This window comes from Polyangium sp. y55x31 (assembly GCF_029946505.1).
In the GTDB taxonomy this organism is placed as follows: Bacteria; Myxococcota_A; Polyangia; order Polyangiales; family Polyangiaceae; genus Polyangium.
This window is the reverse complement of sequence record NZ_JARZHG010000006.1, coordinates 156,002-180,758: the sequence shown is the minus strand read 5'-3', so window position 1 is coordinate 180,758 and position 24,757 is coordinate 156,002. Positions and strand designations below refer to the sequence as shown.

At 69.2% G+C, this 24,757-nt stretch carries 10 protein-coding genes; 2 read left to right on the top strand and 8 right to left on the bottom strand.

What is annotated here, in order from left to right:
- Nucleotides 1–131: 131 nt before the first annotated feature.
- Nucleotides 132–5,102: an AAA family ATPase gene (locus QHF84_RS14335; RefSeq protein ID WP_281313839.1), complete on the top strand. Its 4,971-nt coding sequence runs from the start codon at nt 132–134 to the stop codon at nt 5,100–5,102.
- On the opposite strand, the gene QHF84_RS14330 is transcribed toward QHF84_RS14335, so the two are convergent.
- Both QHF84_RS14330 and QHF84_RS14325 read right to left on the bottom strand, forming a co-directional pair.
- Nucleotides 5,087–5,842: a glucose 1-dehydrogenase gene (locus QHF84_RS14330; RefSeq protein ID WP_281313838.1), complete on the bottom strand. Its 756-nt coding sequence runs from the start codon at nt 5,840–5,842 to the stop codon at nt 5,087–5,089. The two genes, QHF84_RS14335 and QHF84_RS14330, sit on opposite strands and share 16 nt — an antisense overlap.
- A gap of 101 nt (nt 5,843–5,943) precedes the next feature.
- Complete coding sequence (locus QHF84_RS14325; protein WP_281313837.1) at nt 5,944–14,472, bottom strand: non-ribosomal peptide synthetase/type I polyketide synthase; 8,529 nt, start codon at nt 14,470–14,472, stop codon at nt 5,944–5,946.
- Nucleotides 14,473–15,051: 579 nt separating this feature from the next.
- Here QHF84_RS14325 and QHF84_RS14320 point away from each other — a divergent pair.
- A complete protein-coding gene (locus tag QHF84_RS14320) occupies nt 15,052–16,701 on the top strand; it encodes a PAS domain-containing sensor histidine kinase (RefSeq protein ID WP_281313836.1) in 1,650 nt (549 codons plus the stop codon).
- On the opposite strand, the gene QHF84_RS14315 is transcribed toward QHF84_RS14320, so the two are convergent.
- From QHF84_RS14315 to QHF84_RS14290, 6 genes are all read right to left on the bottom strand, one after another.
- Nucleotides 16,698–19,562 carry a response regulator gene (locus tag QHF84_RS14315; protein ID WP_281313835.1) on the bottom strand — a complete coding sequence of 955 codons (2,865 nt, stop codon included), beginning with the start codon at nt 19,560–19,562 and terminating at the stop codon, nt 16,698–16,700. The two genes, QHF84_RS14320 and QHF84_RS14315, sit on opposite strands and share 4 nt — an antisense overlap.
- Nucleotides 19,562–20,365 (bottom strand): alpha/beta hydrolase, encoded by an 804-nt coding sequence (locus QHF84_RS14310; RefSeq protein ID WP_281313834.1) that lies wholly within the window; start codon nt 20,363–20,365, stop codon nt 19,562–19,564. The genes QHF84_RS14315 and QHF84_RS14310 overlap by 1 nt, the downstream gene beginning before the upstream one ends.
- Nucleotides 20,366–20,462: 97 nt before the next feature.
- Nucleotides 20,463–21,098, bottom strand: coding sequence for a hypothetical protein (locus QHF84_RS14305; RefSeq protein WP_281313833.1), 636 nt, complete (start codon nt 21,096–21,098; stop codon nt 20,463–20,465).
- Nucleotides 21,099–21,172: 74 nt separating this feature from the next.
- Nucleotides 21,173–22,429, bottom strand: coding sequence for a metallophosphoesterase (locus QHF84_RS14300; RefSeq protein ID WP_281313832.1), 1,257 nt, complete (start codon nt 22,427–22,429; stop codon nt 21,173–21,175).
- 21 nt (nt 22,430–22,450) lie between these two features.
- A complete protein-coding gene (locus QHF84_RS14295) occupies nt 22,451–23,164 on the bottom strand; it encodes a hypothetical protein (protein WP_281313831.1) in 714 nt (237 codons plus the stop codon).
- A gap of 65 nt (nt 23,165–23,229) precedes the next feature.
- Nucleotides 23,230–24,705, bottom strand: coding sequence for an NADH:flavin oxidoreductase (locus tag QHF84_RS14290; RefSeq protein WP_281313830.1), 1,476 nt, complete (start codon nt 24,703–24,705; stop codon nt 23,230–23,232).
- Between the last annotated feature and the right edge of the window lie 52 nt (nt 24,706–24,757).

The following is a 24,757-nucleotide window of genomic DNA, read 5'->3' as shown; positions in this document are numbered from 1 at the left end:
CATAAAACCGTCACACCACTTGACTGAATGTATCTTTGATCTGTGTCCCAGGTCTCGAAGGATGGAACGCGAGGGAGAATCGTCAGACGCTCTACCGATGCGATAGATTTTCATGATACGACGGGGGCCGCATGCAGCCCCAGCACCCCGAGCAGCCCGTCTTTGCCCTCGAGCCCTGGCTTCGGGCCGCGATCGCGGCAGCCGACGCCCTCGCGAAGCTCCACCAGAGCGGTATCATCCACCAGAACATTCGCCCGCAAACGCTGCGGATCGATCCTCGGGGCGAGGGGGTCGAGCTTGTCGGCGCCGAGGGGTACGAGCTCAGCGCGTCGATGGTGCTCTCGCTGCCGCTCGACGCGCTGCCGTACATCGCGCCCGAGCAAACGGGGAGGCTCGAGGCTGCGATCGATCACCGCGTCGACCTTTATTCGCTCGGGGTGGTGCTGTACGAGCTCTGCGCGGGGGCGCTGCCATTCCAGGCCGAGGACGCGGTCGGCTGGGTGCATTGCCACGTCGCGCGGGCCCCGAGGCCGCTCGCGGACGCGGCGCCGGGGACGCCGGCGATCGTCTCCGAGATCGTGATGCGGCTGCTCGCGAAGTCGCCGGACGAGCGTTACCAGAGCGCCCGCGGCCTCACGCACGATCTCGAGCGGTGCCTCTCGGAGCTGCTCGCCCACGGCCGCATCGAGCCCTTCCCCCTCGGCGCGCGGGACGTATGGGACAAACTCCGCGCCGCGAGTCGCATGTACGGCCGGCGCGCCGATCTCGCGGCGCTCCACGGGATCCTCGAGCGCGTGCGGGAGACGGGCTCGCGCGAGGTGGTGATCGTCAAAGGCCCCTCGGGGATCGGCAAATCCGCGATCCTGCGCGAGCTCCAGCGCGAGGCGGGGAGCGATCGCGCGATGTTCCTCTGGGGGACGTTCGAGGAGCAGCGGCGCGACATCCCGTATGCGACGCTGGGCCAGGCGTTCGAGGGGCTCATCCGGCAGCTCATCTCCTCGACGGACGCGGAGCTCGCGGCCGTGCGCGAGGAGCTCGCGGCGGCCCTCGGCGAGAATGGTCAGCTCATCATCGGGCTCGTCCCGCAGATTCAGCTCGTGATCGGCAAGCAGCCGCCGGTCACGCCGCTGCCCCCGGCCGAGGCGCGCGCCCGCCTGCACCAGACGTTCCGCGCGTTCGTCTCGGCATTCACGTGCCGGGAGCGTCCGCTCGTCCTCGTCCTCGACAACCTGCAATGGGCCGATTTCGCGAGCCTCGAGCTCTTGCAGCACATCCTGACGCATCCGGAGGGCCGGAGCCTTTTGCTCATCGGGACCGCGCGCGACGACGAGGACGACGCGACGCAGGCCGCCCCGACCATGCTCCGCGAGATTCGAAGCGCAGGCGTCCCCGTCCACGAGCAGGTGATCCGCCCGCTCGAGAGCGCGGACCTGACGGATCTCGTCGTCGATCTCTTCGGGTGCGATCGCAAGGATGCGGAGCCGCTCGCGGCCCTGCTCTGGACGAAGACGGGGGGCAATCCGTTCTTCGCGGGGCAGCTCCTCAGCGCGCTCCACCAGGATCAGCTCATTCGATTCGACACGCGCCGGTGGGCGTGGGTGTGGAACATCGCCGAGCTCGAAGCCAAGGAGATCACCGACGACATGGTCGAGCTCGTCCTCGGCAAGCTCCGGCGCCTGCCGCAGGATACGCTCGACATTCTGAAGCTCGCGGCCTGCATCGGCGGCGAATTCTCGGTTTCGCTCCTCGGCACGCTCAGCGATCGGACGCTGGAGGAGGCGCGTCGCGTGCTCGAACCCGCGCTCACGGAGGGGCTCCTCCTGCAGCGCCCCGAGGGATACAAGTTCATGCATACGCGGGTGCATCAAGCCGCGTATTCGATGATCCAGGAGCAAGAGCGGGCGGCGCTCCATTTGCGCCTCGGCTGGCTCCTGCTCGAACGCACGCCGGAATCCGAGCGCGACGGATTGCTCTTCGACATCGTCAATCAGCTCAACCTCGGCGCGCCCCGCGCGGCCGCCGCCGAGGAGCGGCAACGCATCGCCGAGCTCGACCTCGCGGCCGGGCGGAAGGCGAAAGCGGCGAGCGCGGCGCGATCCGCGGCGGCGTACCTCGGCGTGGGCGTCTCGCTCCTCCCCACGACAAGCTGGGGCGACCTTTACGAGCTCTCGTTCGGCCTGCACCGCGAGCTCGCCGAATGCGAGTTCATCAGCGGGCGCTTCGACGAGGTCGAGCGGCTCCGCGCGCTGCTCGCGGAGCACGCCCGGACGGTCGTGGACAAGGCGGCCGCCTATCGTCTGGAGATCCAGCTCGCGATTGCGCGGGTCGACAACAAACGCGCCATCGATGTCGCGCTCTCGAGCCTGCGCCTGCTCGGCGTGGACCTGCCCGCGGCCCCGAGCGAGGACGACCTGCGCGCCGAATACGAGGCGATCCGCGAGGCGCTCCAGACGCGCCCGCTGGAGGACATCCTCGCCGCGCCGGAGGTGAAGGACCCGGCGGTGGTGGCCGCGCTGGATCTCCTCTCCGCGGTCTTCCCGGCCGCGACGTTCGCCGCGCCGGAGGTCGCGAACATGACCGTCGCCCGCACCGTGCGCCTCACCATCCAGCACGGGCCGGCCCCGGCTTCGGTCCCCGGATTCACTTTGCTGGGCGGCCTTTTGTGCTCCAAGTTCGACGCGTACGAGGAAGGCCATCGTTTTGGCAAGCTCGCGCTGGAGCTGGTGCGGCGCCCCGGCTTCGGCGGGTATGGCGCAGAGGCCTTCAACGCGTTCGGCACGGTGATCGTGCTCTGGTGCCGCCACGCGCGCGAGTGCCTGGAGCCGCTGCGCATTTCGGTCCGGCTCGGGCGCGAGCACGGCAAGATGATTTATGCGCTGGCCAGCCTCATCAACAACGTGACGACCTTGCTCGCCCTCGGCGAGCCGCTCGAGGCCGTCTATGAGGCGACGCTCCCGGGCTTCGAGCTCGCGGCGAGTGCCGGCTACGGCTTCCTCGCGGAAAACGTATTGTTTCTGCAGCGGTTCATCCGCACCATGCGGGGCGATACCGAGCGGTTCGGCTCGTTTTCCGGGGAGACGTTCGACGAAGAGGCGTTCTCCGCGGCTCTGCGCGAGAAGAACATCCCGCTCGTCCGCTGGAACTTCCATACCGCCCAGATCCAAGCGAAGTATCTCGCGCACGATTACGAGGGCGCGCTCGCGGCGGCGCGCGACGTGGAGGCGCTCTCCTGGGCGCGCATCTACGGAATCGTGCACGCCGAGAGTACCTTCTATTCGGCCCTCACGGCCGCGGCGCTCGTCGAGCGAAACGAGGGCGACGAAAAGGCGAAGCTCCGCGCGCTGCTCGACGCCGGGGAAGCGAGGCTGCGGCGCTGGGCCGAGACCTGTCCGGACAATTTCGCCTGCCGGCACGCGCTCGTCGCCGCGGAGATCGCGCGCCTGGAGGGGCGAGATTACGACGCGTCGACCCTTTACGACAAGGCGATCCGCGAGGGCCGCGCGGGTGGGTTCGTCCAGATCGAGGCCCTCGCCTGCGAGCTCGCCGGCCAGTTTGCCCTGCGCCGCGGCCTCGCCGTCGTGCCGGCTGCTTTCTATCGCGAGGCGCGGACCTGTTATGCGCGATGGGGCGCGCTCGGCAAGGTGCGGCAGCTCGAAGCGCTCCACCCGGATCTGCTCGCCGAGCCGCGCCGGGAGAGCGGGCCGCTGCCCGTCGCGAATGCCGAGCCCATCGATACGTTGACGGCCGCGAAGGCCTCGGCCGCGATTTCGAGCGACATGTCGCCGGATCAGCTCCTCGCGACCTTGATGCGGATCCTCATCGAGCATGCAGGCGCGCAGCGGGCCTGCTTGCTTCTGCCGTCCTCGGGGACGCTCGGCGTGGCAGCGGACGTCACCTCGGATCAGGATGGCGTGCGGGTCGACATTCCCAAGGGGGCGCGCGTGCCCTCCGCGGTCACGTTCCCGCTCTCGGTCGCGCATTACGTTCGTCGCACGCGGGAGAAGCTCGTGCTCGACGACGTGGCCGCGCAGAGCATGTTCGCGGCCGATCCCTATCTGTCGAAGGCGCCGCCGAAATCGCTCCTCTGCGCGCCGATCGTTCGGCGCGGGGAGGTGGCAGGGATCGTTTACCTCGAAAACAACCTGGCGCGCGGCGTGTTCACCGCGCGCAGGCTCGCGCTGCTCGAATTCCTCTCGGCCGTCTCGCTCGAGAACGCGCTGCTCGCGGCCGATCTCGCGCGGGAGACGGCGGAGCGGACCCAGGCCGAGCGGACGTTGCGCGAGAGCGAGGAGCGGCTCGCGCGGCTCGTGGAGACGGCGAGCGTGGTGCCGTGGGAGGCCCGCGCGGAGACGGCGCGGTTCACGTACGTCGGCCCGAAGGTGGTGAAGATGCTCGGGTATCCGCAGGAGGCATGGCTCTCGCAGGATTTCCTGACGAAATATGTGCACCCGGAGGACCGTGAGAGCACGCTGATGCATTTCTTCGCGGCGGACGGGGACGACGATTTCGATTTCCGGGTGACGGCGTCCGACGGACGCACCGTGTGGCTGCACAATGTGTTCAGCTCGCGGGCGGTCGACGGGGCCGAGGTGCTCGGCGGCTTCCTCTTCGACGTGACCGAGCGCAAGGAGGCCGAGGCGACGCTGCGGGAGAAGCTCCGTATCATCGAGGAGCAGCAGGCCGCGATCCGGAGTTTGTCGACGCCGATCATCGAGGTCTGGGAGGGCGTCTTGACGATGCCCATCCTCGGGAGCGTCAACGAGAAGCGCGCCGCGGAGATGATGAGCGTGATGCTCGAGGCGGTGACCCGCACCGCGTGCCAGTACACGATCATCGATCTGACGGGCGTCGATACCGTGGATACGGCGACGGCCGATTACATCATGCGGATCGTCCGCGCCGTGCAGCTCCTCGGGGCGCGGACGATCGTGGTCGGCATTCGGCCCGAGGTCGCGCAGACGATCGTGTCGATGGGGGTCGACCTGTCGTCGATCGCGACGCTGTCGACGCTGCGGGCGGCGCTTTTGCAATGCATGCGGGATCAGGAGAGCGTGCGGGCCAAGGCGGCCGCGCAAAAGGCGGGACGTCAGGTCAAGAGATAACCGCCGTCGACGGCGAGGCTCGTGCCGGTGATGAACGACGCGGCGGGCGAGCAGAGGAAAAGGACGGCCTCGGCTGCTTCTTCGAGGCGGCCGAGGCGCCGCATGGCGATCCGGGACAGAAAGCCTTGCATCATCTCCGGCGTCGCGTTTCCGTAGGTCGACCTCGACATCGGGGTGTCGAAGGAGCCCGTGCACATCGAATTGACGCGGATGTTGCGTGAAGCGCACTCGTGCGCCGCGATGCGCGTCGCGACCTCGAGGCCGGCCTTCGCGGCCGAATAGGAGCCGAGGCCCGGGGCGGCGACCTGGGTCGCGGCGGAGGAGCAATTGACGATGGCCCCGCCGCCGGCCGCGGTCATCGCCTGGATCTCGTACCGCATGCAGAGGAAGAGGCCCCGCAGGCAAGCGGCGTTCGCGTCGAATTCTTCGGTGGAGAACTCCGCGATCGTATTGATCTTCGGTGCGTGCCAGGCATTGTTGTAAGCGACGTCGAGCCGCCCGTGGAGCTCGACCGTCTTCTCGACGAGCGCGCGGATCTGGCGCTCGTCGGTCACGTCACAGGGAATGAACGTGGCGTCGCCGCCCGAGGCGCGAATCGAGGCTTCGACCTCGCGCCCGGGGCCCTCGCGGCGCGCAGTGAGGACGACCTTCGCGCCCTCGCGGGCAAACGCCTCGGCCGTCGCCTGGCCCAATCCGGAGGTTCCGCCCGTGACCAGCGCTACTTTCCCTTGGAATCGCATTCCGCTCCTTTTGCGAGGAGAGGGCATTCCCTCGCCTCGATGGGGTTCGTTTTGATGGAGAGGGCGCGACCACGCGTTTGGCGCGGCGCCCTCCCTGAACGTCATGCTACTGCATCGGTAGGCTCTGCGGGCAGCGAATAATGTACGTGGACGAGCCGCCATTGCCCGTCCTCTTTTTCGAGGATCCAGCTCGCGCGTACGCCCGGGTACGTCGCGCGCTTGCCACTCCGCTGGAGGACCATCTCAGCGTCGAAGCGCGCGGTGACCGAGGCGGCGCGCCCGCCCGCGAAGATCTGGATCCGCTCGTCGTAGACGCGGATGCGCGTCTCGCGGTAGGCGGCGCCGCCGCGATCGTAATGCATCCGGATGGTCTCCGCGCCGATGATCACGCTGTTGTTGATCGGGACGAGGACACACTCGTCCCCATAGGCCCACGAGGTCTCGATGGCTGCCCCGTCGCAGGCCTGCATGTTCTCCAGCAATTGATGGACGAACGCGCGGACGGCGCCCTCTTCCGCCTCGGGGCGGAGCGCGTCTTCGATTCGTCGGCCGAGGTTCATCACGTGTTCCTTTGCGAGCATCGAGAAGTGATCGCCGGGGACCGGCACGACGGCGAGGCCGCGGAGGGGTAGGTCCGGCGGGTTCGCCGGAGCGGCCGGCGACCGCTCGGCTTTGAAATGGGTGGCGGGCACGGAGAGCTGCGGGAGGGTGTGATGGCGCCAGATGTCGAGGTGGTGCTCGGCGATGGCCACGTGCCTCGCCGGCGAGACGCCCTCTTCCATGAGGACGGCGGGCATGACGGGGCCCTCTACGGTGCGCCGCAGGTGGTCGAGGCCAACGTTTGGCGAGCCAAACACGTCGAGAAGGACGAGCCGGGCGACCGTCTCGCCGCGTCGTTCGAGCTGTCTCGCGATTTCGATCGCGATCACGCCGCCGAAGGACCAGCCTCCGAGGAAGTAGGGGCCTCGCGGCGCGACGCGCCGGATTTGCTCGACGTAATGGGCCGCGAGCTCCTCGATGCTGGAAGGGCGCGCCGCGTCGTCGTGGAGCATCGGGGATTGGAGGCCATAGATGGGTCGGTCGGGATCCATGGCCTTCGCGAGCGGCGCATAAGGCGAGACGCCGCCGCCGAGCGGGTGGACCCAGAAGAACGGCGGCTTCGAACCGCCGCGTTCGAGCGGGACCAGCGAGTCCACGACGCGTTTCGGCGGCGGAGCCACGACAGCGGCGGCGCGTGCCGACGGCGGGACGTCGCCTTGGGGGCGCAGCGCATCGACGAGGCCACGAACGGTGGGATTCGCGGCGAACGCGCGCATTTTGAGGTCGCGGCCCGTCTGCGCGCGGAGCTCCGCGAGCATTTGCACGGCGAGGAGCGAGTCGCCGCCCATGTCGAAGAAATTCGCCGAGCGAGACACGTGCGGGCGGCCGAGCAAGCGACCAAAGAGGTTTTGCACGAGGAGCTCCGTGGCGTCGGCGGTGGCCATCGATTGGCTCATGGGGACGGGTTCGTCGCGGATCTCGACGCGCGGCGGCGGCACCGTCGGGCGGCGGCGCGCGAGGGGCGGCGCCTCGAGCGCTCGTTCGGCGAGCAGGAGGCCGTGATCGTCGATGGAACGCCGTCCGCCGCGCGGGACGGAGGTGATCTGCGGGAACCCTGCACGTTTCAGGAGTTCTTCCCATTGATCGAGGTTCGTCGACAGCGAGCCGCGGACATGTTTGATGTCCCAGTATCCCGGCGCGAGGCCCCAGGTGAGCTCGTCCCACGCATCGACGCGCGTGACCTCGACGAGGACGAGGGATCCGCCCGGCGCGAGCAGGTCGTGCAGGGTGCGGAGCGCGGCCGGAAGGTCGAGCGCGACGTGCACGGCGTCGAGCCCGAGGACGAGGTCGTATTCGTCGTCGAAGCCTTGCTCCTCGGGTGGACGATTCAGATCGAACGAGCCAGTCTTCAGGAAGGAGAGGCCGCGACGTTTCGCCTCGTCCTCGGCGCGGTTCAGGAAGGAGCGGCCGATGTCGGTGAAATGGTATTCGATGTCGGCGCCCTGCAAGCGCGAGACGAGCGGCCAGGTGAGGGTCCCGTGGCCGGCGCCGACTTCGAGGATACGCGTCTTTCGTTTGCCCCGGCGCTTCACGATCGCCTCGATCGCGTCGCAGGCGAGCGAGATGTAGATGTCGCGGCTCTGCGGCGGGCAATCGCGCATGCAGGCGCGGAAGAAGGCGTCCGTCCCGTCGGGGTAGAGGACGCCGACGGGCTCGATCACGCCCGTCAGGGCCTCGTCGTAATGACGCACGCAATGCTCGAGGAAGCGGAGGAGCCCGTCGAACCGCGGGAAATCGGCCCGCATGCGTGAATGGAACTCGGCCGAGCGGCCGGCACGATCGGCGCGGAGGCGAATGTCTCCGGCCGGGGTTCGCTCGGCGAGGCCTGCGCGGAGAAGGGTCTGCACGCAGAGGTCGAGCATGGGCGCGAATTTGGGGAGAATGCCGGCGCGCTGGCGCAGGGTTTCGAGGGTGAAGACGCGGCCGAGGTCGGCTCCGAGCCTTCGCGCGAAGAAATCGAGCAAGAGGCTCGCGCCGAGCGCCTCGAGGCCGGGGCGCAGGCCCGGTTCGTCGTCGATGACGTGCGTGCCGAGCTTGCGCGCGAGATCGAGGACGCGTGTGTCGAGCGCGGCGGGGCTCTCCGCCGCGGGGGGGCCGAGCGAGTAACGCCGGCCCTCGAAAGGATACGTGGGCAGCGGGACGCGGCGCCTCTTCTCCGGGGCGTAGAAGGCATGCCAATCGATGTCGACGCCGAGCTCCCACGCTTTCCCGAGCGCGCGGAGCACCTCGGCATGCGCGGGCTCGTCGCGGCGGCGATGGCTGGGGAGCGTGCCGAGGATATCGATGTCCTGGCCGGCGGCGCGCGGGTGCGCCTTGAGGAAGGAGCCCATCGTGCCACCGGGCCCCACCTCGACGTAAATGGCGGAGGGGAGATCGAGCAAGGTGCCGAGCCCCTCCGACAAACGAACGGCGCTGCAGAGGTGATCCGCCCAGAAATCGGGGCTCGTGGCTTGCTCCGCGGTGAGATGCTCGCCGGTCAGGTTGGCGACGATCGGAATCGAGGGGGGCCTGCGTTCGACGGCGGCCACGCGATCGCGGAAGGTTTGTCGGATGGACCCCATCGACGGGGAATGAGAGGCCCGCGAGACGCGGACGCTCGTCGTCTCGAAGCCGGCGGCTTCGAGACGTGCGCGCGTGGTGTCGATGGAGTCGACAGGTCCCGAGAGCACGACGGCGTTGGGCGCATACGTGGCAATGACGAGGTCCGCCGGGAGCTGGGGGCCGATGGAAGCGGCGTCGGCGAAGACCGTCAGCATGCCGCCCGGGGGCGTTTCATCCATGAGGCGACCGCGTTCGGCGACGAGGGAGAGCGCGTCGCGGAGCGAAAAGACGCCCGCGAGGCAAGCGGCCACGTATTCGCCGACGCTGTGCCCGAGCATGGCTGCGGGGCGAATGCCGAAGGCCTGGAGGAGCGTGGCGAGGGCGTGTTGCACCACGAAGAGGAGGGGCTGGGCCCAGCGCATCTCGTCGAGCTTGCGCTCGTGCTCGGGGCGGCGTTCGAGGAGGAGAGGGCGGAGATCGAGGCCCGCGTCTTTGCGCAGGTGCTCGACCGAGGTGTCGATCGCGGCACGGAAGATGGGCTCGGCATCATAAAGGGCTGCCGCCATGCCGAGGTATTGCGCGCCGTGCCCCGGGAAAAGGAAGACCACGGGGCGCCCGCCGTGGGCCGCCGCGATCGGGGCGTCCGCTTGCCGCTCCGCGAGGCGCTGCCGGGCCTCGGCCTTGTCGTGACAAACTACGATCGTGCGGAATCGACGCGGCGTCCGACCGATCGCGAGGGAGAACGCGACGTCGGCGAGATCGAGGTGCCCGCTCCGCGCGAGGTGCTCGCCGAGCCTGCGCCGGGCCTCCGCGAGCGCGGATTCGGTGTTCGCCGAGAGGCAGAGGAGCGCCGTCGGGCGGCGGCTCGGGGAAGCCTCGACGCGAGGCGGTTCTTCCAGGAGCACGTGCACGTTCGTCCCGCCAAGCCCGAGCGCATTGACGGCCGCGCGGCGGGGACCGTTCGTCCGGGGAAACGGTCGGGGCGCGTCGGGCAGGAAAAACGGGGTGCTCGATAGGTCGAGCAGGGGGTTCGGCGTGCGGAGGTTCGAGAGCGGCGGGATGATCCCATGCTCGAGCGCGAGCGCCGCCTTGACGAGGCTCGCCCCGCCCGCGGCGGCGTCGAGGTGCCCGAGGTTCGCCTTGAGCGAGCCGAGCGCGCAATACCCGCGATGATCGGTGAAATGCCGGTACGCCTTGGCGAGGGCGTGGACCTCCGTGGGATCCCCGAGGCGTGTGCCCGTGCCATGCGCCTCGACGAACCCGATCGATCGCGGATCGATGCCGGCCGTATCCAATGCTTGCTTCACGACCCGCGCGACCCCTTCCTCGCTCGGCGCGGTAAAACCGAGTTTTTCCCCGCCGTCGTTGTTCATGGCGGAGGCGAGGAGGACGGCGTGAATCGTGTCGCCATCGGCGATCGCGTCGGCGAGCCGCTTGAGGACGACGATCACGGCGCCGCTCGAAGGGATCATGCCGCTCGCGGCCTCGTCGAAGGGGCGGCAATGGCCGTCGGTGGAGAAGACGCCGCCTTCGGCGCATTGATAACCGCGATCTTCGTCGCGGAGGGACGTCAAGGAGACACCGCCCGCGAGGGCCACGTCGCATTCGCCGGCGAGCAAGCTCTGGCGCGCCACATGGACGGCCGAGAGCGACGTCGAGCACGCCGTCTGCACCGTGATCGCAGGCCCGCGCAGGCCCAGCTTGAAGGCCACGCGCGTCGCCAGGAAATCGTGCATGTTGAGCGTCTGCGCGCGGAACGCATTCGGCGAGCGGCCCTCCTCGCGGATCGCGTCGGCGACCGGGCCGAGCCAATGCAATGGAGCGCCCATGCCCCCGAAGACGCCGATCCGGCCGGAGAAACGGGTCGGATCGCAGGAGGCGCTTTCGAGGGCCTCGTGCGCGCATTCGAGGAAGATGCGTTGTTGCGGGTCCATGAAGGCCGCGTCCGCGTCGTTGTACCCGAAAAACGCGGCGTCGAAACGGTCGGCGTCTTCGAGCACGCCCTCGACCGGGACGAACCCCGGCGCGCGAACGCGCTTCGGATCGGCGCCGGCGGCGATCAAGGCCTCCGGATCGAAGCTCTGGACGGTCTCGCGCCCGGCATTCACGACGTCCCAGAGATCCTCGGCGCGGCGGATGCCCGGCGCGCGGATCGCCATTCCGACGATGGCAATGGCATTCGCGTGGGGGGAGGGGAGGGCCGCGGGCGCGGGCCGCGCGCGTTCGTATCGCTCGAGCCCCGGCAGGGTGGACAGGTGCGCAGCGAGCTGGCGAATCGTGGGGAGCCGCATCAACGTCATGACGTCGACCGTGACCCCGAGCTCCGTCGCGAGCCCGGCTTGCACGCGCGCGAGGGAGAGGGAATGCCCGCCGATTTCGAAGAATCGCGCGTCCGGGTCGATGTCGGAGAGGCCGAGGACGTCCCGCCAAACCGAGGTGATCGAGGCCTCCAGGTTCGATGTGGCCGCGGAGGCCCGCGGGGCCGTCGGCGCGGGGGCCGGGAGGCGAGCCCTGTCGATTTTGCCACTGCGGTTCGTCGGGAGCGCGTTCGTCACGACGAACGTGCTCGGCACCATGTACGCCGGGAGCCGCTCACGCAGGTATCGCCCGAGCTCGGGGCCGAGGTCGCCCAGCCCGCCGTCGCGGGGCGTGACATAAGCGACGAGGCGGCGATCTCCGGCGATCTCGCGGACCTCGACCGCGGCCAGGCCGACACTCGGGTGATGGCCGAGCGTCGCCTCGATCTCGCCGAGCTCGATGCGGAACCCGCGCAGCTTGATCTGGCGATCGACACGACCGACGTATTCGAGGGTCCCGTCGGGACGCCATTTCACGCGATCGCCGGTGCGATAGAGGCGCATCCCGGCGGTCTCGGGCGTCGTGCCTTCCACGAAGGCGGCCGTGGTGAGGTCGGGGCGCTTCAGATACCCACGAGCGAGGTGGGGTCCGCCGATGGAAAGCTCGCCCGGAATGCCCACGGGGACGGGGCGCCCGCGCTCGTCGAGGACCTGGACCGTGGCATGCGCGAGGGGGCGCCCGAGGGCCGGTTTTCCTTCCCCGGCGCGGCATTCGGCGACGAGCGTCACGACGGTGGCCTCGGTCGGGCCATAGGCATTGAAGAAACGTCGGCCCGGGGCCCACCGCGCGACGAGCTCCTCGGGGAGCGCCTCGCCGCCCGTGATGAGGGTATGCAGCGAAGGGAGGTTTGCGTGCGGCAACATCGAGAGCGCCGACGGCGTCAAGATGAGCGCGTGGATGTCCTTGGTTTCGAGAACCTTCACGAGATCGGGGCCCGGTGCGAGTCGTTCGCGATCCACGAGCACGAGGGTCGCCCCGACGGGCAATGCCATCGCCCAATCCCAGACCGAGCCGTCGAACGTGAGGGGGAAAAATTGCAAGACGCGGCTGCCCACGCCGAGGCCGAACATCGCCGCGTGGGACCGGGCGAGGTGCGAGAGGCTTCGGCGCTCGATCAGCACGCCTTTGGGTTGTCCCGAGGATCCCGAGGTATAAATGACGTACGCGAGGTGATGGGCGTTCGCGTTCGGGGGAGGGGCCTCGCGGGGATATCGAGCGAAACCGGGCGCGTCTCCGTCGAGCAGGAGCGAGGGCACGCCGTGGAGCCCGATCGCGTCCGCGTTCCGCGTATTCGTGAGCACGAGGCGTACCTCGGCGTCTTCAAGGAGGAAGCGCAGGCGTTCGGCGGGAGAATCGGGATCGAGCGGGAGGTAGGCACCGCCCGCCTTGAGGACGCCGAGAATGCCGACGACGGCTTCGAACGAACGTTCGACGCAGAGCCCGACGATCGTCTCCGGGCCGACGCCGCGGGCGCGCAGGGCGTGCGCGAGCTGGTTTGCGCGCGCGTCGAGCTCCGCATACGTGAGCCGCTCATCGCCATGTTCCAGGGCAATCGCCGACGGCGTCTTTGCAGCCTGGGCCGCGAAGAGTTGCTCCAGGCTCTGGAGATCGTCGTCCTCGGCAGGGGGCGCAGAGGGCCCTTGCCACGAAACGAGCTGCCGCTGCTCGGCCTCCGTCACGAGGGGGAGATCCCAGAGGCGTTGTGAGGGATCCCGGGCGATGCCTTCGAGCAAGGTCCGGTAATGGCCCGCCATGCGCTCGATGGTCGCGGGCGCGAAAAGATCGGTCTGGTATTCGATGTGGCCGACGAGGCCTTGCGGGCGCTGATGAAGCTCCAGATAAAGGTCGAGCTTGGCGGTGCCGATGTCGATCCGGCCCGAGCTCCAGTACGGAGGCTCGGAGACGGGCGGGACGGGCGGCATGAGCAGGAAGGCGGTGTCGTAAAGAGGGTTTCTCTCCGGCTGGCGGGGGCCGTCGGACGCGGCGAGGAGCCGGTCGAAGGGGACGTCCTGGTGCTCGCGCGCGGCGCGCAGGACCTCGCCCACGCGCGGCAAGAGCTCCTCGAACGTGAGCGCGCCGTCGAGCTGGGTGCGCAGGACGAGGTTGTTGTTGAAATAGCCGATGAGGGAATCGAATTCGGGGCGCGGGCGCCCGGCCGCGGCCGAGCCGACCACGATGTCGCCCTGCCCCGTGTACCGGAAAAGGAGCGTTTTCCACGCGGCGAGCAGCGTCGTGAACAAGGTCACGCCCGCCCGATGGGCAATCTCCCGGAGTTTTGCCGCGAGATCGGGCGACAGCTCGATCTTCATGCGGGCGCCGTTTCCCGTGGGCCGCGCCGGGCGCGGGAAATCGAGGGGAAGATCGAGCTGCGTGACGCCCGCGAGCTGCGCTTGCCAGTACGCGAGCTTCGGCGCGAGCTCGTCCTCGGTGAGCCATTGGCGCTGCCAGGCCGCGAAGTCCGCGAGGTGGAACGAGGGCTCCGGCAAAGGCGAGGGCTCGCCGCGGGAGAAGGCGGCATAAACCGCGCGGAGCTCCGGCAGGAAGACGCCAAAGAAGGAGATGCCGTCGACGATGATGTGATGCGCGGTGACGCAGAGCCGCGTGTCGTCGTCGGCTAGGCGCAAAAGGAGGGCGCGGACGAGGGGGCCCTCTTCGAGGTCGAAGGGCTTGCGCGCGTCGATTCGAGCGAGGCGCAGCGCCTCGGCTTCGCGCTCCTCGGGGGGCAAGATCGTCAAATCGAGGATGGGCAGGAGGAAAGGCCTCGGCGGCAGGATTCGCTGCATCGGCTGGCCGTCCGACACCGTGAAGACCGTGCGCCACGCCTCGTGCCTGCGGGTCATTTCGGTCATGGCGCGGGCGAGCACCGCGGCGTCCACGGGCTCGCGCATCCGTACGAGGATCGGCTCGTTGTAGACGGGCGTATCGGGGAACATCTGCCCGACGAGCCACAACCGCTGCTGCGCGAAAGACGCCGGCAAGAGGCCGCCGCGCGGAATCTTCGTGACCGGCGGCCCCGGGGGCTCGATCGTGGGGCGGGCGTGCTTTTCCTTCGAATCGGCGCGCGTCGGCGCCTGGCTCGGTCGGGCCGCGATGCGAGGCTCGCGCGTGCTCGGGATGGCACCGCCCGCCATTTCGTGGGGAACGGCGCCGACCCCACCCGCCGGGCCATCGCACACGATAGCCTCGGAAAACGAGCCGGGCTCGTTGTCGCTGGATGGAATGGGAGCACGACGCCCTGGAACGGGGTCGAAGGTCTTGCTGGTCATCGGCCCTCCCGCCCCCCGCAACAACAAAATTTCTGTCTTGGTATTTGTTTGTCCGACAAGCACGGAAATTCTGCAAGCCGGACGGCACGATTTCCACGCCGATTTCGTCATGGCTGTCGCGGGGCCCGGAAACTCCGAGGTGTCTTCGCAACCCAGCGGACGCGCCGAGCCTGCCCATTTTTCGGCAAAAATCGGCGGAAATTGCCTCATGGGCATGCTCGTGATGTTAAAAAAGTCACAGACGTGTCGTTGCGATGTCACAATGCCCGCCGGTAACGTAACGGTGCAATGAGATGCATTTTGATGATGCTGTGAAATTGTGCCTTTGAAGGATCCTACGGATGCAAAGGACCGCCTCGCGTGCCGAGCAGCCAAGCTCCGCCGGCGCCGGAGCGCATTCCCCCTGCCGATAGAGGGCGCTCGGCCCCACGGGAGTCGTGAGGCATGGATCCGAGGGAGCGTGAGGGAAGGAAGGGACGGCTCGTCCACTGGCTCTCGGCGCATTTCGCGCGGTCACGCGGGGGCCGCGCGGAGCCGGAGCCACGAATCCAGGGCCGAGGCCCGGAGCAGGGAGCGAGCGAAGCCAAGCCGTCCGATATCCTGCGAAGCGCGAAGGCGGAGATCCTCGACGCGTGGGAGCGAGGCGTCCGGCAGATGCCCGCCAATCGTGAGCCCTCGCGTCCGGACCTCCTCAATGAAATCCCCGCCATGCTGGAAGAGATCGCCGAGAGGGCCGACGTGCTCGGGGCCGGCCTATCGCCCGAGCCAGCGGCGACGGCCGCCATGGCCGACGCGGGCGAGCGCCTGGGAAGCGGGTTCGACCTCGGCGCCGTCGTCGCCGCATACGCGATGCTGAGGTCCGCGATCACGCGGTCGCTCGGGCAAAAGCAAGACCTGCCATGCGGCCCCGAGGCGCTGCTCTCCATCCACCAGGCCATCGACGCGGCGATCGCGGCGGCCGTCGAGCGCTACACACGCATGCGCGACCAGGCAGCCACGGAGAGCCGCGCCGAGCTCGAGCGGGTGCTCGTCCAGGTCGACGTCGAGCGGCTGCGCTTCCGCGATCTCGTGAACAACCTGGATCACGTCGTGGTCTGGGAGGCGGACGCCGAGACGCTGCGGTTTTCGTTCGTGAGCGACCGGGCCCTCGCGGTCACCGGCATGACGGCGGCCGAATGGACGAACGCGCCCGATTTCTGGGGCACCCACGTCCCATCCCCGGATCGAGAGGCGCTCTTCGGACGGTTCCGCGACTGCCTCGAATCACGGACGGACGCGCGTATGGATCACCGTTTCCTGCGGCCGGACGGTCGTGTCCTCTGGTTTCACACGGGTGTGCACCGGACCGAGCCCGCGGGCACGCCGATGTTCCAGGGGGTGAGCGTCGACGTCACCGAGCTGCGGGAGGCCATCCAGGCGCGTGACCAGGTCCTCGAGATCGTGTCCCACGACCTGCGCAACCCGCTCAGCGTGATCACGATGAACCTGGAGCTCTTGGCCCGGAGAGCGCCGCCGGGCGAGGCCGGGGCCGAGCTCCGACAACGGGCGGAGACGCTGCTGCGCCACGCCCGGCACATGGCGCGGATCATCGGAGATCTCGTGGACCTCACGGCGCTGTCGACGAAGCGCCTTTCGGTCGCGCGTAGGCCCGAGGATCCGCGGTCGATCATGGAGGAAGCCGTGGCGAGCTTCGAGGCGAAGGCGAGCGCGAAGGGGCTCGTTTTGCGGGGCGAGGTCGCCGGGGAGTGGCCGCGGGTCGTGTGTGATCACGATCGGGTGCTCCAGATCCTCGGCAACCTCCTCAGCAATGCGATCCACGCGACGGAGCCGGGCGGATCCGTGGTCGTGCGCGTCGAGCCGCGCGGAGAAGAAGTGGTGTTTTCGGTGGCGGATACGGGGCGCGGGATCTCCGCGGAGCACCAGCGGAACCTGTTCAAGCCGTACTTTCGGGGCGACGCGACCTACAAGGGCAGCGGGCTCGGGCTCGCCATCTCGCACGGGCTCGTGACCGCGCAGGGCGGGAGGATCTGGGTCGAGAGCGAGGTGGGCCGGGGGACGACGTTCTTCTTTTCGTTGCCCGTGGATCGGGCCTAGCACATCGAAACGAGGGACTCGGCCGCGCGTGTATGTTCGTCGAGGGCCGCCGCGATGAGCCCAGCGAGGCCCTCGCGCGGGCCTTCCCGGGCCGCACGCTCGATGTCGGCCGAGCGGCGCGAGAGGCGCGTGGCGCCCATCATGCCGGCGCTGCCCTTGAGGTTGTGCGCGAGGCGCTCGAGCCTTTGAAAATCCCTCTCCACGAGCGCGGCGCCCATGTCCTCCAGATTGCGCCGCGAATCCCGGACGAAATCGGCGACCAGCGTCGCGAGCGGGCTGTCCTCGTCGAGCGAGGCGACGAGCCGGATCCGTTCGAAGGCTTCCTCGTCGACGACGGGCTCGTCGAGATCCGGCGGCGCCGAGAGCTGCGAGGGCGCGGGCGCCTTCGGCCGTTCGAGGGCCGAGCGCGTGAGCGCGGCGACGAGCTCTTCGATACGAATGGGCTTGGAGACGAAATCATCCATGCCCGCCGCGAGGCACTCTTTCTGGTCCTCGTGCATCGCGTTCGCCGTCATCGCGACCACGCGGGGCCTGCCCCGGAAGGGGCCCGGGGCGCGCAGGCGGCGGGTGGCCTCGAGGCCGTCCATTTCGGGCATCTGGACGTCCATGAAGACGACATCGTATTCCTTGCGCGTGACGGCCTCGAGGACCTCCAGGCCGTTCGCCGCGATGTCCACGCGATAGCCGAGCCGCTGGAGCAGGAGGGTCGCGACCTTCTGGTTCACCACGTTGTCCTCGGCGAGGAGGATCCGCAGCGGATGGCGCTCGCCGAGCGACGGATCCATCGCCGGGTTCCGGGGGGCCCGCGAGGGGCGCACGACCGATTGCGAGAGCGCGCGCGTGATCGCGTCGAAGAGGCTCGATTGCTTGATCGGCTTCGAAAGGCAGGTGGCCCCGAGCCGCGCGGCCTCGCGATGCGTGGCGAGGTCGCTCGACGTGAGCAGGAGGAAGGGCAGCTCGGCGAGGCGCGGATCCCGGCGAATGGCGGCGCCGAGCTCAAAGCCGTCCATCCCTGGCATGGAGACGTCGAGGAGCGCCAGGGCGACCGGCAAAGGCTCGTGGGGCGGCAGGGCCTCGGCGCGGCGCCGGAGCAGGTCGAGGGCCTCGTCGCCGGACGCAGCGAGCATCGGCATGAGGCCAAAGGCGCGCGTCTGCTCGGCGAGGATGCGCCGGTTGGTGGCGCTGTCGTCGACGATGAGGACGTGTTTGCCCGAGAGTTCCTGACCCGCGACGGCGAGCGCGTTCGAGAGATCCTGTCCGACGTCGTGCGCCGGGGTGGTCTCGATCGTGAAATGGAACGTGGTGCCGACGCCCTCCTCGCTCTCGACGCGGATCTCGCCGTGCATGAGCTCGACGAGGCGCTTGCAGATCGCGAGGCCGAGGCCGGTGCCGCCGTACCTGCGGGAGATCGAGGCGTCGACCTGGGAGAACGATTGAAAGAGCCGCCCGAGGCGGTCTTTCGGGATGCCGATGCCGGTGTCGCGCACGGAGAACACGAGGACGAGTTTTCCGGGCGGCGCGGGCTCGCTCGCGGGGGCGATCTCCACGAGGACCTCGCCCGCGGCGGTGAATTTCACCGCATTGCCGAGCAGGTTCACGAGGATCTGCCGGAGCCGGGTCACGTCGCCGAAGATGCCGGGCGGCGCGGCCGGGTCGATGTAGGCGCCGAGCTCGAGGCCCTTCTTGCGCGCCGCGACCGCCACGAGGTCGAGGGCCTCCTCCACGCAGGGGCGGAGCGCGAAGGGCTGCTCTTCGAGGTCCATGAGGCCCGCCTCGATCTTCGAGAAATCGAGGATGTCGTTGATGATCGTGAGCAGCGCCTCGCCGCTCTGGCGGATGGTCTCGACGACGTCGCGCTGGTCCTCGTCGAGCGGAGTGTCGAGCAGGAGCCCGGTCATGCCGAGGACGGCGTTCATGGGCGTCCGGATCTCGTGGCTCATCGTGGCGAGGAACCGCGACTTCGCCGCGTTGGCGAGGTCCGCCTCGCGGCGCGCGGCTTCGAGCGCGGCGTTTTTCGCCTCGAGCTCCTCGCTCGCGAGGTGTTGCGCGGTGACGTCGATGAACAGCCAGAGCCTGCCGCGGTGCTCGCGTTCGCACGTGGCCGTGCTGGAGATGCTGAGCACACGCCGCGGCGGGCCCTGGAAGCTCCACCGCGCGTCGCGCAGCTCGGCGTCGCGCTGGTTCATCACGGCGAGCGCGGTCCGCCGGAGGCCGGCGCGGTCCTCGGCGCGGCTCCACAGGCTGGCCATCGCGCGGGCCACGCGGGCCGGCTCGTGCGAGCCTCCGGAGAGGCCGAGGAGCGCGGCCGCGGCCTCGTTCACCCACGCCTCGGAGCCGCGGTCGTCCACGAAGAGGAGGCCATGCGGGAGGGTCTGGAAGACGGCGTCGAAGCGGGCCGAGGCCGCCGCGGCGAGCTCGGTCTTCTGCATGTGCCGTACGAGCAAGTGGAAGAGGGGCAGGACGGAGACGAGGGCGCGCTGCTCCGCCTCCGAGAAGGGCGCCATTTCGCGGCGGACGAGCGCGAGGCCGCCCGCGTCCTCGGTCGAGGACCACGGCAGGATGGCGAGGCTGCCGCGCAGGGTCCGTGGCAGGCCCATCTCGGAGGTGACGACGGCATTGAAGACGGGGCGGGCGGATTCGAGCGCGCCGGCGAAGATGGCGGCGTGCGTCATGCCATCCGGCAGGACGCCGGCCGGGGCGCTCGCGAGCGCGACGGCCGTGACGGGATCGATCCGGCGGAGCGCGAGGACCGCGTCGGCCTGGAACCGTTCGTGGAGGACGGCGAGGACGCGGGGCAGCGCGGCGTCGGGCTCCCCCGCGCCGAGCGCGGCGAGCAGGGCTTCGGGGGTGCTCGTGGCCATCACGCGGAGGCGGCGAACGAGAGGATGGCGCTCGTCACCTGCTCCGGGGCGCTCCAGTGCGGTAGGTGGCCGGTCGCGTTGAGGATCTGGAGCTCGGCGCGGGGCATGTGGCGCGCGAGGTACCCGCCGACCGACATGGGGACGGCGACGTCGGCCTGCGACTGGAGCACGAGCGTCGGAACCTCGAGCTTCGGGAGGTCTTTGCGGTGGTCGGACTCGAAGATGATGTGGGCGACGGTGAGGGCGATGTCGGGCCGCAGCGCGGCCAGGGTGGCGGAAAATTCGCGCGCGAGGTCGGGTTTGTCGGGGTTGCCCGTCACGATCGGCGCGAACCCGCTGGCCCAGGCGTGGTAGTTCGTCTGCATCGCCTCGTAGAGCCCGTCGAGGTCGGCGCGCTTGAAGCCCCCCTCGTAGCCCTCGTCGTCGAGGTAGCGGGGCGAGGCGCCGAGCAGGATGAGCTTGCAGAAGCGGCCCGGCTCTTCGATCGCGGCGAGCAGGCCGATCATGCCGCTCATCGAGTGCCCGACGAAGACCACGTCCTCGAGGGCGAGCTCCTCCAGCAGGTTGAGCACGTCGATCGCGTAGCTGCGCAGGCTCTGGTAGCGGCGCGGGCTGTACGCGGAGAGGTCCGAGCGCCCCGCGCCGACGTGGTCGAAGAGCAGGACGCGGTGCCGTTCGGCGAGGACCTGCGCCTGGTTCCGCCACGCCGTCTGGTCGGTCCCGAAGCCGTGGGCGAGGACGATCGTCGTTTCGCCTGCGCCGAGGAGGCGCGCGTTGTTTTGCTGGGAAGGGGCGAGGGGCATGCGGGCTCGTCGAGGTTACGAGCCCTGCGCGAGGAAGGGAATGGCCGCGTGGGAAGAGCGAGCGGGGAACGTGCCTTCGCTCGCCCGGGGACGACCGTCAAAAAACGAGCGCGATCGCCAGGGCTTCCTCGACGTTGTGGATCGGCTGCTTGTTCACGAAGACCGGCGCGTACGTGGCGCTGACCTTCGCGACGAGCAGCGGCGCGATCCACCATTCGAGCTTGGCCGTGGCCTCGGGCGCGAGGGGAAAGCCGAGCGCCTCCTCGGTGCCGGCGTCCGGGGTCGTCTGGAAGTCTGCGTCGACGAGCTTTTGGCTCGCGGAGAAACGTCCGATGCGCACGGCGGCGCCGAACACGAGGGCGACGGGCCACTCGAGCTCGCGCAGGCGGAAATTGATGCCCGGCGCGACCGATAGCTGGGCGAAGTCGGGCACGCCGGCGTTCGGGTCGATGGCCGTCTGGAAGCGGGCGACGACCGGGATCGAGAAATGCGGGCCGAGGTGCAGCTCGAGCGCGGCGCGGGGGTAGATGCCCGGGACGAACCCGCCTTGCCCGACGACCTGGTAGACGCCGGCGCCGGCCTCGATGTGGAAGCCGATACCGGCCAGGCCGTACTTCGGCTTGAGCCGCCGCGGATCGTCCTCCTCGGCGCCCGCCGCGCTCGAAAGGAGCAGCATGGCGGCGCACGAGAGCGAGAGGAGGCCGGCTTTTCCAAGGCGAACGCCGCGTCGCATGGAGATTTAGTATCGAGGAGGGCTTCTCGGCGTCAAGGAGCGTTTGCCGAGACGAGCACATTTGGGGCGACGCGTCAGGGGCCTTCGAGGGTGAAGGTATCCCAGACGGCACCTTTGTCGTCAATCACCTGGCCCGAGAGGGTGCTGCCGGTTGCGTCGAGGACGACGGCGTGGCGGACGGTGCCCGACGCGGCGCGCATCGCGCAGATGGGGCGATCGACGTTCTCGTCCACGTTCGCGAGCGAGGCGCCGCCGCCGCCGGTCGTGATCCACGTGATGTCGGGGAACGCGAATCGCTCGTAGCCGTGCATGTGGGCCTGGATCACGAGCTTCACCCCGTGCTGCACGAAGAGCGGCTCGAGCTCGGCGCGCGTCGCGGGATCGTCGGATTTGTCCCCGCACGTGACGATCGGCTTGTGGAGGAAGACCACGGAGAATCGATACCCGGGCTTCGACGCCGCGTCGGCGAGGGATTCGGAGAGCCATTGTCCCTGCTCGGAGGCGAGGCCGAGGGGGTTTTCCGTGTCGAGCGAGAAGAACCACACGCCGCCCGATTCGAAGCGGTAATGGTCCCCCGCGCCGTCGAACCCGGCGTTGCCGAAGAAGCGTCGATAATAGGCCTCGTATTCCTCGGGCACCTCGAGCTCGTGATTGCCGAGGGCCGGGAAAAACGCGCCCTGCGCGAGCATGGGGCGCATGGCGGGGAACCAGGACGCATAGGTCTCGAGGCCGGATTCGTAATACTGGATGTCGCCGCCGTGCAGCGTGAAATCGGGCTTCATCGGCAGGACCTGATCGAGCACCTTCAGGGTGAGGCGATTGAGGCCCGGGTTCGTGTCACCGATGGCGAGGAAGCGGAGGTTCGCGCCGTCGGGTTTGGCGGCGCAGACGCGGCCCTTCGCGGCCGGGTCGGCGGCGAGGTGGTATTCGACGCAGGCGCCGGGCGTGAGGTTCGAAAGGACGGCCTCGTGTGTCCAGTACGTGCCGGCCTCGTCGGGCGGCGCGCTCGGATCGAGGACCGCTTTGCGTGTCGTGGGGACCTCGTACGTCGTGACGGTCGAGGTCGCTTCGCGCGCATCGCCGCCGCCCTCGGGCGTGAAGACGACCCCGCCGGCGACGCCCTGCCGGCACGCCTCCCAGCGGACGACGGCGGAGGTGCGATCGACGCGGAGCGACCACGGTCCCTTGCTGACGCCGCTGCCGGGGCAGCGTTCGTCCACGGGCGGAGGCGGAGGAGGCTCGGCGGGAGAGGGATCACCGCAGCCCGAGGCGAACGAAGCGGCGATCCCGAGGGCGGCGAGGAGGCGAGGGGGCGTGGCGAGCGTCGGCATGCGCCCGCAGTGTACTCCCGCTCAGGGGGTCGAGGTGAACTTGCCGGTGCGAACTTGTTGGAGGACGAACGAGCTCTCGCTGTCGAAGGCCGAGTCGGGCGTGCCTTTGCGCGAGCGGGTCACCTCGATGTTGACGTCGCAGGTGGGAGGCGGCTGGTCCATCGAGCCCGTGGCCTTGAGCGAATTGGCCGGGATCGTGTGCTTGCCGGTGTCGCCGGGCACGTCGATGGTTTCGAGGAAAATGCAGGTGCCGTTGAGCTCGATGCGCACGTCGTCGTTCGAGCCGGACGGGGTCCAGCTGACCTCGAGATCGGCGGCGCGCGAGGCGGACGTGTCGGCGAGGGTGAGCGTGAACGGCGCGGGCAAGGTGCCGCGGCTCGAGGGCGCGTTGTCGCCGTCCGCGCGCTGGAGGTCGACGACGAACTCGGTGCCATCGGCGGCGGTGGCGAACTCGGCCTCGTAGACGCCGGTATCCTGGGTCTGCATCTCGACACGCTTGTCGCCCGCCGAGGCGAAGATGCGGTCGCCGCCCGAGAGGTCGACGTAGGTGTTGCTCTCGTCGCCGCCCACCTTGAGCGTGGCGATGAGGCGGGTCTCCTTGTCGTTTTCAGCGGTGGCGGAGAGGATGGCCGCGATGCCGGCGGTCTTGACGTTCTGCGAGTCGACCGTCTCCTTGCAGCCCGAGAGCACGCCGAGGCCGACGAGGGCGAATGCGGTGAGGCAACGTGTATTCATGGAAAGCCACTCTTTCTTCAAGGGCGCCCGCGCGGCGGGGCGCTGTTCCGGTGAGAATACACGAATCACCGATCCCAGCGGGGCGCGACGAGCCTGCGGTTTCCCTCGATGCTGCGCGGCGCGTCCGGATCGTCGAGATCCTGACGATCCCAGAGCTGGCAGGTGACCTGACGGTGACGCTGGTCGAGCGCCTCACAGTAATTCGAGTAGATGCAACGCCGCACCTCGGCGCCGCGGCCTTCGCGGTGCTTGCGGAACCAGTCGGGATCGGCGAGCGACTGGCGCGCCGCGGCAATGAGATCGGCCTCGCCGCGGGCGAGAATGGATTCGGCCTGGACGAATGTGCCAATGCCGCCGGCGGCGACGGTGGGCGTTTCGAGGCCCTCGGCGCGGAGGGCGGCGCGAATGCGTGCCTGCTTTTCGACGTTGCGCGCGAAGGGGCCACGCGCGTCGGAGAGGGCGGTGGGCATGCACTCGTAGCCGCTCGGTCCGGTGTAGGGATAAGCGGCCTCGCCTACCTTGGGTTGCTTCGAATCCTCGAATTTGCCGCCGGTGGACAGAGAGAGAAAGTCCATGCCGGCGCGGGCGAAGAGGAGGCCGTAATGGATCGCGTCGTCGATGCGGCTTCCGCCTTCGATGATCTCGTCGCAGAGGAAGCGGCATCCGACGGTGTACGAGCGGCCGACGGCTTCGCGCACGGCGGCATGGACCTCGAGCGGCAGGCGCGCGCGTGCGTCGCGCGATCCGCCATAACCGTCCTTGCGATCGTTCCGGGCGGAGAGGAACGAGGCCATCGTGTAGGCGTGCGCGTAATGCAGCTCGACGCCGTCGAATCCGGCGTCCTTCGCGCGCCGGGCGGCCTCTGCGAAGAGCGAGGGCAGGACGCGCGGAAGGTCGCGGATGTGGGGCTCGTGGATGTCGGTGACGCGCTCGCGCGCCCCGAAGCGGAGCGCTTCGAGCTCGCGCGGGTCGAGGATCCGATCGAGCATCTCGTCGCTCGTGGTCCGCAAAAACTCGCGGATGCTCGCGTCCGGGGCCTCGGCCCACCAGGCATCGCCGGTCTCGCGCTCCAGGTTCCTCCGGTGCGCCGGGGTGAGGGCGAGGTGCGTCTCCAGGAATTTTTCGTGCGGCGGGCGCCTGCGGATGCGCAGGAAATCGATGATCTGGACGAAAAGGCGGGTGCGGCCGCCGCTCTCTTCGCGGACGCGGCGCGTGAGCTCGGCGAGCCCGGGGACGAACCGATCGTGCCCGATGCGCAGGAGCGGCCCGCTCGGGACGTCGCGGATCCCGGTCGCCTCGACGACGAGCACGCCCGGCTCTCCCTCGGCGAAACGTCCATACCAGTCGAGCACGTCCTTCGTGACGAACCCCTCCTCGGTCGCGCGCCAGGGGACCATGGCGGGGACCCAGGTGCGATCGGCGAGCGTGAGGCCGGAGGCGAGGGTGAGCGGCGAGAAGAGGCGCGAGCGAGCGGCTTCCTCGGCCGTGGGAGGCCGGTCCTCGGGGAGGGGATGGCGGATGCGCTCCTTTGGCTTCCACATGGCAGGACCGGGGAGGGAAGACTCCGAACCACGTGCAGGCCGAAGCGCAAGG